At 69.9% G+C, this 13,578-nt stretch carries 10 protein-coding genes; 5 read left to right on the top strand and 5 right to left on the bottom strand.

The features are described 5' to 3' along the window. Positions 1-2,151: a primosomal protein N' gene (locus tag ACIQCY_RS09275; protein ID WP_400483614.1), complete on the top strand. Its 2,151-nt coding sequence runs from the start codon at positions 1-3 to the stop codon at positions 2,149-2,151. A 71-nt stretch (positions 2,152-2,222) separates the two neighbouring features. Here ACIQCY_RS09275 and ACIQCY_RS09270 read toward each other — a convergent pair whose 3' ends face one another. The 5 genes from ACIQCY_RS09270 to ACIQCY_RS09250 form a co-directional block, all read right to left on the bottom strand. Further along, a complete protein-coding gene (locus ACIQCY_RS09270) occupies positions 2,223-2,510 on the bottom strand; it encodes a hypothetical protein (protein ID WP_400483613.1) in 288 nt (95 codons plus the stop codon). Then, positions 2,510-3,640 (bottom strand): glycosyltransferase family 4 protein, encoded by a 1,131-nt coding sequence (locus tag ACIQCY_RS09265; protein ID WP_400483612.1) that lies wholly within the window; start codon positions 3,638-3,640, stop codon positions 2,510-2,512. Before ACIQCY_RS09265 ends, ACIQCY_RS09270 begins: the two co-directional genes overlap by 1 nt. Beyond that, positions 3,637-4,509 (bottom strand): alpha/beta fold hydrolase, encoded by an 873-nt coding sequence (locus tag ACIQCY_RS09260; RefSeq protein WP_400483611.1) that lies wholly within the window; start codon positions 4,507-4,509, stop codon positions 3,637-3,639. Before ACIQCY_RS09260 ends, ACIQCY_RS09265 begins: the two co-directional genes overlap by 4 nt. Next, on the bottom strand, positions 4,509-5,342 hold the full coding sequence (locus tag ACIQCY_RS09255; protein ID WP_400483610.1) for an aldo/keto reductase: 834 nt from the start codon (positions 5,340-5,342) through the stop codon (positions 4,509-4,511). The genes ACIQCY_RS09260 and ACIQCY_RS09255 overlap by 1 nt, the downstream gene beginning before the upstream one ends. Before the next feature lie 103 nt (positions 5,343-5,445). Next, positions 5,446-6,354: a sugar-binding transcriptional regulator gene (locus ACIQCY_RS09250; RefSeq protein WP_400483801.1), complete on the bottom strand. Its 909-nt coding sequence runs from the start codon at positions 6,352-6,354 to the stop codon at positions 5,446-5,448. 215 nt (positions 6,355-6,569) lie between these two features. Here ACIQCY_RS09250 and ACIQCY_RS09245 point away from each other — a divergent pair, with 215 nt between their 5' ends. The 4 genes from ACIQCY_RS09245 (at position 6,570) to leuS (ending at position 13,562) form a co-directional block, all read left to right on the top strand. After that, entirely contained in the window at positions 6,570-8,312 is a 1,743-nt protein-coding gene (locus tag ACIQCY_RS09245; protein WP_400483800.1) for a glycerol-3-phosphate dehydrogenase/oxidase, read from the top strand. 137 nt (positions 8,313-8,449) lie between these two features. After that, a complete protein-coding gene (locus ACIQCY_RS09240; RefSeq protein ID WP_400483609.1) occupies positions 8,450-9,193 on the top strand; it encodes an MIP/aquaporin family protein in 744 nt (247 codons plus the stop codon). Positions 9,194-9,258: 65 nt separating this feature from the next. Further along, positions 9,259-10,776, top strand: a complete 1,518-nt coding sequence (gene glpK / locus ACIQCY_RS09235) for a glycerol kinase GlpK (protein ID WP_400483608.1) — start codon at positions 9,259-9,261, stop codon at positions 10,774-10,776. 287 nt (positions 10,777-11,063) lie between these two features. Next, positions 11,064-13,562 (top strand): leucine--tRNA ligase, encoded by a 2,499-nt coding sequence (gene leuS / locus ACIQCY_RS09230; RefSeq protein WP_400483607.1) that lies wholly within the window; start codon positions 11,064-11,066, stop codon positions 13,560-13,562. Positions 13,563-13,578: the final 16 nt, after the last annotated feature.

Here is a 13,578-nt window from a genome sequence, read left to right as displayed (position 1 = left end):
ATGACGGAGACCACGCGGGACACCGGTACGGACGGCCAGTTGTCGCTGCTGCACGGCTTCGGCCCGGCGAGGCTGCCCCAGGCCGATCCCGGGCGGGCGTCGTCGCTGCCGGTCGCACGCGTGGTCCTCGACGCCCAGTTGCCGCACCTGGACAGGTTCTTCGACTACTCCGTGCCCGCTGCGATGGACGCCGAGGCCCTGCCGGGCGTCCGGGTCAGGGTGCGGTTCGCCGGGCGCGAGCACTCCGGTTTCCTGGCCGAGCGTGTCGAGGAGGCCAGCACGACGGCGACCCTCCTGCCGCTGGGGAAGGTCGTCTCGCCCCAGCAGGTCCTCACACCGGAGGTCCTGGCCCTGGCCGCGGCGGTGGCCGGGCGGTCGGTGGGCACCGTCAGCGACGTCCTCCGGTCGGCCGTGCCGCCGCGGATGGCGCGCGTCGAAGCGGAGTTCCCCCTCGCGCTCCCTGCCGCAACCCCCGAGGTGACGGCGGAACCGCCCGAATCCGGCAGCTTCCGGCGCTACGTGAACGGGTCCACCTACCTGCAGCACCTCCGCGCGGGCGAGTCCCCCCGTGCCGTGCTCACGAGCCTCGGCGGGTACGGCAGTACGGCCTGGACGGAGGAGATCACCGACGCCGTGGCGGCCGCAGCCGCGTCCGGGCGGGGCTCGGTCGTCGTGGTCCCCGACCAGCGGGACCTCGCCCGGGTGGAGGCCGCTCTCGCCGCCCGCCTCGGCGCGTCCTCCGTGGCACGCCTCACGGGCGACGACGGAGCCACGCCCCGGTACCGCAACTTCCTGCGCATCGTGCACGGTACGGCGACGGTCGCGGTCGGCACGCGGTCGGCCGCCTACGCGCCCGTGCGGAACCTCGGCCTCGTCTGCCTGTGGGATGACGGGGACGACCAGCACATCGAGCAGCGGGCGCCCTACCAGCACATCCGGGACGTGCTGCTGCTGCGGGCCGAACACGAGGGAGCCGCGATGCTGCTCTCCTCCTTCGCGCGGACCACGGAGGCGCAGCGCCTCGTCGACACAGGGTGGGCCCACGCCATCCAGGCCGATCGCAGCGAGGTGCGGCGGGCCGCTCCGCGCGTCGTCCATGCTGCCGACGCCTACCAGATGGAACGCGACCCGCTCGCCGCGCAGGCCCGGATCCCGCACGCCGCGTGGGCGGCGGCGCAGGCAGGGCTGAAGCACGGTCCCGTCCTGCTGCAGGTGGCGCGCACGGGCTTCTCGCCGGCGCTGGCCTGCGACCGGTGCCGCCACCCGGCCCGCTGTTCCGTGTGCGCGGGGCCGCTCGCCCAGGCGGGCCGCAATGCCCCGCCGGCCTGCCGCTGGTGCGGGCGCCCGGACAACTCCTGGTCCTGTTCGGAGTGCGGCGGCACCCGGGTGCGGGCGACAGTGGCGGGTGCCACCCGGACGGCGGAGGAACTGGGCCGGGCATTCCCGGGAGTACCCGTCATCTCCTCGGCGGGCGAGCACATCGTCGACACCGTGCGGGACGCACCTGCCGTCGTCGTCGCGACACCGGGCGCCGAGCCCGTGGCCGCCGCCGGGTACGCCGCCGTGATCCTGCTCGACGGCAACGCCCTGCTCAGCCGGGAGTCCCTGCGGGCCGGCGAGGACGCCCTGCGCCGGTGGTTCTCCGCGGCGATCCTCGCGAGACCGTCGACGGCCGGCGGGACGGTGGTGATCACGGGCGACGACGACGTCGCCGTGGGCCACCTCGTGCGGTGGGATCCGGCGGGAGCCGCGTCGCGTGAACTGGCCGAACGCCACGAGCTCGGGCTGCCCCCCGCCGTCCGGTATGCGGTCCTGACCGGGACGCGCGAGGCCCTCACGCATTTCCTCGAAGGTTTGGACACGGAGGGGGCTGCGCGCGTCGTCGGCCCTGCGCCGGTTCCACCCGACGTCCGCCGGGACGCCATGCTCGCCGCCCGCGCGGCCGCGGACCCGAAGCGCCGCACCGACCGGACCGGTGCGCCCTCCACCGACGTCCTGGCAGGACAGGGCAGCCACCGGGTCCTCCTCTTCTTCTCCTACCGGGCGGCCGCCGGGATCACGCGGCAGCTGCGGGCCCGTCGTGCGGCACTGTCCGCCAGGAGGACGGGCGAACCGGTCCACATCCGCCTCGACGCGCTCGACGTCCTCTAGCCCCGGGCGAGTATCGCGTGCGCCGGGGGGTGTTCGTGGGGGTGCCGGCCGCCGGGTCCACCGGCACGATTTCACGGCGGGGGTAGCGGATGCCATCCGGCGGAGTCGACCTCGATGATCGCGGGCGCCACGGCGTCCACGCCCCTCATGCGCAGGGCGCCCTCGATGTCCTTCTCCGACGCCGTGACCACGAAGGCCTCGCCACGGTACAGATCGGCTGTCTCCTCCACGAGCGCCACGACGGCCTCACGCCCGCCGGCGTCGAAGCGTCCCGTGATGCGCACTCGGGAGAGCCAGGCCGGCGGTACCGCGGCAGCGTCGAGGAGGACGGCAGTGGCGGGGCACTGGAGGTCCGCCATCAGGAACCCGGCGCCCGCTGTGCAGGAACTGCCGGGCCGCGGGGCCCCGACCGCCGTCGGCCGTGCTCGGCGATGGCATGCCGGCACGCCTCCCGGAGCTGCTCCGCGGAGGCGCTCCAGGAGTAGGTGGCCGCGCGTTCGAGCCCTGCACGGGATGCCTCCGCCCAGCGGCCGGGCTCCTCGAGGGAGCGGACCGCCACGGCCACTGCCGCCGGATCATCCGGGTCGACGAACAGTGCCGCGGACCCCCCGACCTCGCGGAAGATGGGGATGTCGCTCGCGATCACGGGTGTACCGGTGCCCATCGCCTCGATGATGGGCAGCCCGTAGCCTTCCGCCCTCGAGAGCGTGACGAGCGCGGTGGCGTCGTCGAGCAGGTCCTCGTACTCCCCGTCCGTCACGCCCCCGTGGAAGACGACGCCGCCTGCTGCGGGTGCGAGCGCCTCGAGTTCGGCGCGGCGTTCGGGCGTGATGCGGCTCAGCAGGTGGAGCGTATGGCCGGGCAGGAGGGCCATTGCGCGGACGAGTGTCTCGACGTTCTTGTAGGGCATGAAGGAGCCCATGTAGAGCAGCGACGCGGACCGCGGGGCGTCGGGATCGCGGCGCCGCTCCGACGGCTGGGGCGCGTTGCCCACGAGCAGGACGGGCCGGCGCGTGAGGCGGTGCCGGCGCATGAGGTCCGCCGTCGTGTCCGAGATCGTGGCGACCACGTCGGCCCGGTCCAGCAGGAGCCGCTGGGGCCAGTAGGCGAGGTGGTAGAGCCGCCACAGGAGGCGCACCGGGAGCGGGAGGAACGACGGCGGCGTCGGGTTCTGGTAGTAGATGAGGTCGTGCAGGGTGAGGACGAGGGGATACCTGCGTCCCCACGAGCCCATGGTCTGCATGGGGCACACCACGACGTCGGGCTCCAGGGCGTTGATGCGCCGGGCCACGAACAGTTCCGCGGGGGAGAGCGGGCTGTTGACCAGTACGTGCGGTACGTCCGGCAGGAGGGCCAGTTGCCGCCGGTCGCTGATCAGCATGACGACGTCGTCCGTCTCCGCCAGCGCGGCGATCAGGCTGGCGCCGTAGCGGCTGATTCCGTCGTGGTGGTCGGTGCGCGTGAAGCGCGCGTCGAACAGGATCCTCATGCGGAGACACCCTCCAAAAAGGTCTCGATGAGCCGTGCGGCATCCCGCGGCTTCTCGTAGTGGACGAGGTGGCCGACGTCGCCGATGACGTCGAGGGTGGCGTTCGGCATCAGGGCTGCGAGCTCACGCTGGCTGGCGACCGAGCCGATGTCGTCCTGCTCCGCGGCGATGAGCAGCACCGGTATGTCGAGCTGATGCGCACGGTCCCTGACCGTGCCGGAGATGGACGACCGGAATGCCTCGAGGACCACCCGGCGGCTGGCGAACGAGCTGAAGTAGGCGTCGTGCTGGGCGTGGATCCAGCGACGCAGCGTGCGGTCCCTGGTCTTCGCCATGAAGACGCTCATGGCGCGGACGATCACCGGATTGGCCAGGAGCGCACGTCCGGCGGCCTCCGGGAGGCGGTCCGCGGCCAGGTAGTAGCCTTCGGCGACGCGCGATGCGATCCGGCTCGGCCCTTCGAGGGCGGGGGCGCTGATGGGATTGACCAGGACCAGGGATCCGGCGAGCCCCGGTGCGAGCGCTGCCGCCTCGGCTGCGACGATCGAGCCGAAGGAGTGACCGAGCAGCACCGGTGGCTCCGGAGCCAGGCTGCGTGTGGTGTCCGTGATGAAGCGGGCGTACGTGGCGACGTCGTGCGTGCCGCGCAGTTCCTGGCCCTGGCCGAAGCCCGGCAGGTCGGGGAGGATGACCCGGTGGGCGGGCAGTTCCTCGAGGAGGCGCAGCAGTCCGTGGTGATCGCCGCGGAATCCGTGCACCATGACGATCGTCCGGCCGCCGAGGGCGTCCTCCCGGTCGACCGGAGGGAAGTCCCAGACCCGCTGGAGCGTGCCCTCCCACCTCACGCTCCGCACGGTCGCCCCGCGCATCAGCCCACCGTGTCCGGGTGCGAACCGAACCGCTGGTCCCGGTCGAGCGCGTCGAGTGCCGAGAGGTGCGCGTCGTCGAGCGTGAACCCGAAGATGTCGAGGTTCGAGCTGATGCGCTCGCGCGAGCTGGCCTTGGGGATGGTCAGGACGTCGTGCTGGTAGTGCCACCGGAGGATCACCTGGGCGGGCGTGCGGCCGAGTTCGGCCGCGATGCGCCCGATCTCCGGGTCCACGAGCACGTTCCCGCGTCCCAGCGGACTCCACGCCTGCGTGGTGATCCCGTGCCGCTCGTGGAAGGATCGCAGCCCGCTCTGCTGGAGATACGGGTGCAGCTCGACCTGGTTGAGGACGGGGGCCACCCCGGTCTCGGCCAGGAGGCGCTCGAGGTGCGCCTCCTGGAAGTTCGAGACGCCGATGGAGCGGACGCGGCCGTCGGCGCGGAGCCGTTCCAGTGCCCGCCAGGTGTCGACGTACAGGTCCTTCGAGGGACACGGCCAATGGATGAGGTAGAGATCGAGCTGATCGAGGCCCAGCAGCTCCATGCTCGCGTCGAACGCCCGGAGCGTGGCCTCGTAGCCGTGGTCCGCGTTCCACACCTTCGAGGTGATGAACAGGTCCTCCCGCGTCCCGGTCTCGAGGTACCGGCGGGCGGCGGCACCGACGCCCGCCTCGTTCCCGTACAGAGCCGCGGTGTCGAGCAGGCGGTACCCGACGTCGAGCGCCGTCGAGCAGAGCTCCTCCGTGTCGTCGGGTGGGACTTTGTAGACGCCGTACCCGAGCACGTCCATCAGGGTGCCGTCGGCGAGCGCGGTGCGGGGAACCAGGGAGCTCATGGGGGAACTCTACCGAGGTGCGGCCCGCCCGCCCGGAGTCGCCCGCGGCAGGCGCGCCCACTCGCCCGGTTCGAGCCCGTCGAGGATCAGGGTCGGTCCGTGCCTACGTATGCACGAGCCGCCGGGCCGACCCCTCGTCGAGGATGAGGTCGGTCGCCAGGCCTGCGGCGAGAGCGCCGCGCAACCCGTCGATCTTCGATTCTCCGGAGACCACGCAGATGCGGCGCGGCACGGTCCGCAGGTCGTCCAGGTTGGGGCCGGTGCTGCGTGCATTGAGCAGGATGTCCCGGTGCGTCCCGTCCGCACGGAAGAACATGGTGGCGACATCGCCCACCACGGCGTCGCTCTCGAGGGTCTCGAGGTCTTCCCGGTCGAGGTAGCCGCCGCTGTACACGTGGCTCGGGATGCCCGCGCCGATGGAACCCACGCCGAAGATCGCCATGGTCATGCGGCGCTGGAGGTCGAGGATGCGCCGCACGCTGCGTTCCTCCCACATCGCGGTCTTGGTCTCCGCATGGTCGAAGAAGGCGGGGACGGGAAACTGCTCCACGCGCGCGCCGTAGGCCTGCCCGAAGCGGCGCAGGATCTCGCTGGCATAGGTGATCCCGGTGGTCTGGGTGTTGCCCGCGCCATTGAGCTGCACGATCGTGCTGTCGTGGGTCTGCTTGCGGGTCAGGTGGTGGCTCACGGCGCTGAGGGTGGACCCCCAGGCGACACCGACGATCGCGTTCGAATCCACGAGTGGTCCGATGGTCCGTGCGGCCTGGATCGCGACCCGGTCCAGCACCTCCGAATCGCTGACGGAATCGGAGACCGGCACCACGTGGGCCTCGACGCCGAAGCGGCGCCGGATCTGCTGCTCCAGCGCCGGCGCCCGCTCCGAGGGGTTGTTCACCTGGATCTGCACCAGCCCGGTCTCGCGTGCCATGGACAGCAGCCTCGAGACGGTGGAACGCGAGGTGCACAGCTCGCGTGCGATCGCGTTCATCGTGAGGTCCTGCAGGTAGTACATCTGGGCCGCCCGCAGCGCGTCCCGGGAACGGTTGCCCGGCGGCTGATCCGCGGCTGCGGGTTCTGCTCCCGTACCGCCACTCGTCGTCGTCATCCCGCCAGTCTGGCCCCTGGTGCACGTTTGTGCAATCGGCTTGACTGGTATTCCCAGCGCTCGAAGAATTGAACGTGCAGCACCCATTCCAGACATTGAAGTTACGGAGTAGCACCTTGAGCATTCCAGCCGGCCGGACGAACGGTGAAGGCACAACAACCTCGACCCGCACCGTGGTGCAGAAGCTCAGGGACAAGCCCCGGGCGTCCGTGCTCGTGATCGGCGGCGGGATCAACGGGGTCGGCACGTTCCGCGACCTCGCACTGCAGGGTATCGACGTCGCGCTCGTCGAGCGGGGCGACTACTGCCAGGGGGCCTCTGGCGCATCCTCGCACATGATCCACGGCGGGATCCGCTACCTCGAGAACGGCGAGTTCCGCCTCGTCCGGGAGTCGGTCATCGAGCGCAACGCCCTCCTGAGGATCGCGCCGCACTATGTGAAGCCGCTGCAGACCACCATCCCCATCTACACCACCTTCTCGGGCATCCTCTCCGCTCCCATGCGTTTCCTGACGCACAAGCAGGGCAAGCAGGTGGAGCGCGGCGCCGTGCTCATCAAGGCCGGCCTCACCATGTACGACTTCTTCTCGCGCGACGGCGGCAACGTGCCCCGCCACTCCTTCGTCGGCCGCAAGAAGGCGCTCGCCGCCATGCCCGACCTCCGCAAGGACATCAAGTACGCGGCGACCTACTTCGACGCCTCGGTGCACAACCCCGAACGCCTCACGCTGGACGTGCTGCGCGACGGGCAGGTGGCCAATCCTGCCGCCCGCGCCGCGAACTACGTCAGCGCCATCGGCAACGGCGAGGACGGCGTCCTCCTGCGCGACGAACTCTCGGGTGAGACCTTCACCTTCCAGGCCGACGTCGTCGTCAACGCGACCGGTGCATGGACCGACGGCACCAACGCCACCCTCGGGGCCGAGACCCTCTTCATGGGCGGCACCAAGGGTTCGCACATCGTGCTGGACCACCCGGAGCTGCTCAGGGCGTGCAACGGCACGGAGATCTTCTTCGAGCACCTCGACGGCCGGATCGTGCTGATCTACCCCATGGGCGACCGCGTCCTCGTGGGCACCACCGACATCGACGTGGACGTGAACGAGCAGGCCGTCTGCACCGATGAGGAGATCGACTACTTCTTCGAGCTGATCGGGCACGTGTTCCCGGACATCACGGTGTCCAAGGACGACATCGTGTACAGCTTCTCCGGAGTTCGCCCCCTTCCCCGGCATGACGAGACCCAGCCCGGCTTCGTGTCGCGGGACTACCGGATCGAGAAGCGCGAGGAGAAGCTGGGGGGCCGCACCGTCACCACCCTCAGCCTCGTCGGCGGCAAGTGGACCACGTTCCGCGCGCTGTCCGAGCACCTGGCGGACGAGACCCTTGCAGCCCTCGGCGCGTCCCGCAGGACGTCCACCGCGGGCGTCGCCATCGGCGGCGGGAAGGACTTCCCGACGGACGAAGCCGCGGAGCGTGCCTGGATCAGGGCGGCGGTCCGCCCGGGCTTCGACGAAGCCCGGGTCGGGGTACTGCTGACGCGCTACGGCACGCGTGCGAAGAATGTCCTCGAATACCTCGCCCAGGGCAGCGACAGGATGTTTAATTCCACCAAGGAGCTCAGCACGCGGGAGCTCGCCTACATGGTGGAGCACGAGCAGGTCGGTCACCTGATCGACGTCCTGATCCGCCGGACATCGCTTGCTTTCCGGGGCCTCGTCACCCAGGAACTGCTCGCCGAGCTCGCCGAGACCCTCGCTCCGCTGCTGGGGTGGGACGCCGCGGAATCCGCGGCGGAGATCGAGCTCGCCGAGAGTGTCCTGGCCGAGGCCCATAGGGTGCAGGTCAAGAGCCTGACCTCGTAGCGGCGCCGCCGCGACGAGGTCGAATCGCTGCTCGACGCAGCGATGCAATGCCATCGGCAGAGGTTGCCGGGGGGAACCAACGGGTGCCGTCGAGGCGGCGGCACCCGTCGATAAATGAATAGATGGAGGAGTCAAAGATGTCTCTGGAAGTATTTGTAGCCGAAACGTTCGGCACAATGCTGCTGTTGTTGCTCGGTACCGGTGTGGTCGCGAATGTCGCGCTCGCCAGGACCAAGGGAAATAACGGCGGCTTTCTCATGGTCAACTTCGGCTGGGGCCTCGCGGTCTTCGCCGGTGTCTACGTGGCGGCCCTCTCAGGCGCCCACCTCAACTTCGCGGTCACCGTCGGTCTCTGGGTGAACGGCGACACAGCCGAATTCGCGCCCGGCGTGGACAAGAACTTCGTCAACGCCATGGCGTATCTCGCAGCCCAGATGATCGGCTCCATCCTCGGCGCCGTCCTCTGCTGGCTCTCCTACAAGCAGCACTTCGACGAGGAGCCGGACCCCGCCAACAAGCTGGGCGTCTTCTCCACCGGTCCCGCCATCCGTTCCTACGGCTGGAATGTCGTCACCGAGATCATCGGCACCTTCGTCCTCGTGTTCGTGATCCTGTCGATCGGCAACACCCCGTCCGGTCTCGGCCCGCTCGCCGTCGCGCTGCTCGTCGTCGGCATCGGCGCCTCGCTCGGTGGTCCCACCGGCTACGCCATCAACCCGAACCGCGACCTCGGCCCCCGTATCGCCCACGCCCTGCTGCCCATCCGTGGCAAGGGCAGCAGCGACTGGGGCTATGCCTGGGTGCCGGTCGTCGGACCGATCATCGGTGGTGCCCTCGCCGGCATCGTCGTCCAGTTCATCGCGTTCCCGCCGGCAGCCTAGGCCCTACTCACGACCGGCGGCTGCCTGCAGCCGCCCCATCTTGTCATCCAATGAAGGAGTAAGACATGTCGCAGCAGTACGTCATCGCCATCGACCAGGGCACCACGTCCAGCCGGGCCATCGTGTTCGACCACAAGGGCGACATCGTGTCCTCCGGGCAGAAGGAACACGAGCAGATCTTCCCGCGCGCCGGCTGGGTGGAACACGACCCCGCCGAGATCTGGGACAACACCCGTGAGGTCATCGGCTCCGCGCTGTCCAAGGCGAACCTCACCCGCCACGACATCGCCGCCGTCGGCATCACCAACCAGCGCGAGACCGCCGTCGTCTGGGACAGGACCACCGGCAAGGCGGTGTACAACGCCATCGTCTGGCAGGACACGCGCACGCAGAACATCGTCGACGACCTCGCGAAGGACGGCGGCGTCGAACGGTACAAGCAAAAGGTCGGCCTCCCGCTGGCCACCTACTTCTCGGGCACCAAGATCAAGTGGATCCTCGACAACGTGGAGGGCGCACGCCAGAAGGCGGAAGCCGGTGACCTCCTGTTCGGCAACACGGATTCCTGGGTCACCTGGAACCTCACGGGCGGCACCGACGGCGGCGTGCACATCACCGATGTCACCAACGCCTCGCGTACGTTGTTCATGGATCTCGAGACCCTCTCCTGGGACGAGTCGATCCTCGCGGACTTCGGCGTGCCCGTGTCGATGATGCCCGAGATCAGGTCCTCCTCCGAGGTCTACGGCACGGTGCACACCTCGCAGCTCCTGCGCGAGACGCCCGTGGCCGGCATCCTGGGCGACCAGCAGGCGGCGACGTTCGGCCAGGCCGCCTTCCACAAGGGCGGGGCGAAGAACACCTACGGCACCGGCAACTTCATGATCGTCAATACCGGCGAGGAGATCGTCCACTCCAAGAACGGCCTGCTCACGACGGTCTGCTACCGGCTCGGGGACGCGAAGCCCGTCTACGCGCTCGAGGGCTCGATCGCCGTCACCGGTTCACTCGTCCAGTGGCTCCGTGACAACCTCGGCATCATCAAGAGCGCGCCGGAGGTGGAGCAGCTCGCCACGACCGTCGAGGACAACGGCGGCGTGTACATCGTGCCGGCGTTCTCGGGCCTCTTCGCGCCGTACTGGCGTGCTGACGCTCGCGGCGCCATCGTCGGCCTGACCCGCTTCGTGAACAAGGGGCACATCGCACGAGCAGCGCTCGAGGCGACGGCCTTCCAGACCCGCGAGGTCCTGGACGCGGCGAACGCGGATTCCGGCGTGAACATGGAGGACCTCAGGGTCGACGGCGGCATGGTCGCCAACGACGCCCTGATGCAGTTCCAGGCGGACATCCTCGGCATCCCGGTCATCCGGCCGAAGGTCACGGAGACCACGGCGCTCGGCGCCGCGTACGCCGCGGGCCTCGCCGTCGGATTCTGGAAGGACACCGACGAGCTCGCCACGAACTGGGCCGAGGACAAGCGCTGGAACCCGTCCATGGACGAGGCCGAGCGCGAGCGCCAGCTGCGCCTGTGGAAGAAGGCCGTCACGAAGACGTTCGACTGGGTGGACGAGGACGTGCGCTAGCAGAGCCGGCTCCCCGCAGGGGCACCCCCGGTCCGTCCCTCGACGGGCCGGCGGTGCCCCCGCATGCGCGACCGCGCCGGGCACCGCCTCGCGCGCACTGCTAAAGTGAACGCATGCTCCGCGCCCTCCTCCTTACCTAGCCGCACGGTACTCACCGTGCGGCGGCCCCTCCTGTGTGCGAGGGGCTTTTGTGTGTCTGGGCGCAGGCCGCCCCGGGCGCGGGGTCGCAGCAGCAGAGAAGAACCAGAGCAGGACGACGTTCCACCGACAGGACAGGTCAACATACAGTGAGCATCAACCCCGAGGGCGCTCAGCCGGACGAGAACACCTACGACTTCTCCGCCATCGAGGCGAAGTGGCCGGCGGTCTGGGACCGGCTCCAGCCCTTCGCGCCGGCCGACGACGGGTCGCGGGAGCGGCGCTACGTGCTCGACATGTTCCCCTACCCGTCCGGCGACCTGCACATGGGCCATGCGGAAGCGTTCGCGATGGGCGACGTCGCCGCGAGGTTCTACCGGCAAAAGGGCTACGACGTCCTGCACCCCATCGGCTGGGACTCCTTCGGGCTGCCCGCCGAGAACGCGGCCATCAAGCGCAACGCGCATCCGGCCGAGTGGACCTACGCGAACATCGAGACCCAGGCGCACTCCTTCAAGCGCTATGCGATCAGCGCGGACTGGAGCAGGCGCCTGCACACCTCGGATGCCGAGTACTACCGCTGGACGCAGTGGCTCTTCGTACGGTTCTTCCAGAAGGGCCTGGCCTACCGACGCGACTCGCCGGTCAACTGGTGCCCGAAGGACCAGACCGTGCTGGCGAACGAACAGGTCATCAACGGGGCCTGCGACCGGTGCGGCACCCCGGTCACCAAGAAGAGCCTGAACCAGTGGTACTTCAAGATCACCGACTACGCGGATCGCCTGCTGGATGACATGGAGCAGTTGAAGGGCCACTGGCCCGAACGCGTCCTCGCGATGCAGCGCAACTGGATCGGCCGTTCCGAGGGTGCGCACGTGCGCTTCCGCATCGAGGCCGAGGGCGACCTGCCGGAGAGCGACGTCACGGTCTTCACGACGCGCCCCGACACGCTGTACGGGGCGACCTTCTTCGTCGTCGCGGCCGACGCCGACCTGGCCCTCGAGCTCGTCACGCCGGACCGGCGGGCCGAACTGGACCAGTACCGGGAACAGGTCAAGGGACTGTCGGAGATCGAGCGGCAGGCCACGGAGCGCGAGAAGACCGGCGTGTTCACCGGCCGCTACGCCGTCAACCCCCTGAACGGGGAGAAGCTCCCGGTGTGGGCCGCCGACTACGTCCTGGCCGACTACGGCACCGGGGCCATCATGGCGGTCCCCGCGCACGACCAGCGCGACCTCGACTTCGCGCGCGCCTTCGACCTGCCCGTCCGCACCGTCGTCGACACCGGTGCCGAGGATGCCTCCGCGACCGGGATCGCGACGACGGGCGAGGGGACGCTGGTCAACTCTGGCGAGCTGTCCGGGCTGGACAAGGCGACCGCCATCCGCCGCGCCGTCGAGCTGATCGAGGAGCAGGGCACCGGCGAGCACACCATCAACTACCGCCTGCGCGACTGGCTGCTCTCGCGGCAGCGCTTCTGGGGCACGCCGATCCCGATCATCCACTGCCCGTCCTGCGGCGAGGTGCCCGTACCGGACGACCAGCTGCCCGTCACGCTGCCCGAAGGCCTGCGGGGGGAAGCCCTGGCGCCGAAGGGCACGTCCCCGCTGGCCGCCGTGGAGGAGTGGGTCAACGTGTCGTGCCCGTCCTGTGGCGGCGCGGCGACGCGGGACACGGACACGATGGACACGTTCGTGGACTCGTCCTGGTACTACCTGCGTTTCGTGAGCCCGCAGCTCGACACCGCGCCGTTCGACACCGAGGCGGTCAACCGCTGGTTGCCGGTCGGGCAGTACGTCGGCGGCGTGGAGCACGCCATCCTGCACCTGCTGTACAGCCGGTTCTTCACCAAGGTGCTGTTCGACCTCGGGATGGTCGGCTTCACGGAGCCCTTCAGCGCACTGCTGAACCAGGGACAGGTGCTCAACGGGGGCAAGGCCATGAGCAAGTCCCTCGGCAACGGCGTGGACCTGGGCGAGCAGCTGGACCGGTTCGGCGTCGATGCCGTGCGCCTCACCATGGTGTTCGCGTCCCCACCGGAGGACGACGTCGACTGGGCGGACGTCTCGCCGTCGGGCTCGGCCAAGTTCCTCGCGCGGGCGTGGCGGCTCGGCGGCGATGTCACCAGCGACGCCGGTACGGACCCCTCGACGGGTGACCGGGCGCTGCGCTCGGTGACCCACCGGACGGTCGCGGACGCCGCGGAGCTGATGGAGGCCAACAAGTTCAACGTCGTCGTCGCGAAGCTCATGGAACTCGTCAACGCGACGAGGAAGGCGATCGACTCCGGAGCGGGCGGGGCGGATCCCGCCGTGCGTGAGGCGACCGAGGCGGTCGCCATCCTCCTGAGCCTGTTCGCGCCCTACACGGCCGAGGACCTGTGGAGCCGGCTCGGCCACGAGGCCACGGTGGCGACGGCGGGCTGGCCTGCCGTCGATCCGGCACTGCTGACGCAGGAGAGCGTCGTCGCCGTCGTGCAGGTGCAGGGCAAGGTGCGGGACCGGCTGACGGTGTCGCCGGACATCGGCGAGGACGACCTGCGCGAGCTGGCGCTCGCCAGCGAGCAGGTGCAGCGGGTTCTGGACGGCCGCGGCATCCGTACCGTGATCGTGCGGGCGCCCAAACTGGTCAACATCGTCCCGGCCTGATGCAGCGCCGACCCGC

It is taken from the genome of Arthrobacter sp. NPDC092385 (assembly GCF_044755105.1).
Taxonomy (GTDB): domain Bacteria; phylum Actinomycetota; class Actinomycetes; order Actinomycetales; family Micrococcaceae; genus Arthrobacter_D.
The sequence above is the reverse complement of the archived record's forward strand: the minus strand, read 5'-3'. Positions and strand labels throughout refer to the sequence as shown.

Bases quoted from the DNA above. Each gene is read 5' to 3' on its own strand.
- ACIQCY_RS09265 (WP_400483612.1), bottom strand. From the start codon at position 3,640: ATGAGGATCCTGTTCGACGCGCGCTTCACGCGCACCGACCACCACGAC.
- ACIQCY_RS09270 (WP_400483613.1), bottom strand. From the start codon at position 2,510: ATGGCGGACCTCCAGTGCCCCGCCACTGCCGTCCTCCTCGACGCTGCC.
- ACIQCY_RS09260 (WP_400483611.1), bottom strand. From the start codon at position 4,509: ATGCGCGGGGCGACCGTGCGGAGCGTGAGGTGGGAGGGCACGCTCCAG.
- ACIQCY_RS09250 (WP_400483801.1), bottom strand. From the start codon at position 6,354: ATGTACTACCTGCAGGACCTCACGATGAACGCGATCGCACGCGAGCTG.
- ACIQCY_RS09275 (WP_400483614.1), top strand. From the start codon at position 1: ATGACGGAGACCACGCGGGACACCGGTACGGACGGCCAGTTGTCGCTG.
- glpK (WP_400483608.1), top strand. From the start codon at position 9,259: ATGTCGCAGCAGTACGTCATCGCCATCGACCAGGGCACCACGTCCAGC.
- ACIQCY_RS09255 (WP_400483610.1), bottom strand. From the start codon at position 5,342: ATGAGCTCCCTGGTTCCCCGCACCGCGCTCGCCGACGGCACCCTGATG.
- ACIQCY_RS09240 (WP_400483609.1), top strand. From the start codon at position 8,450: ATGTCTCTGGAAGTATTTGTAGCCGAAACGTTCGGCACAATGCTGCTG.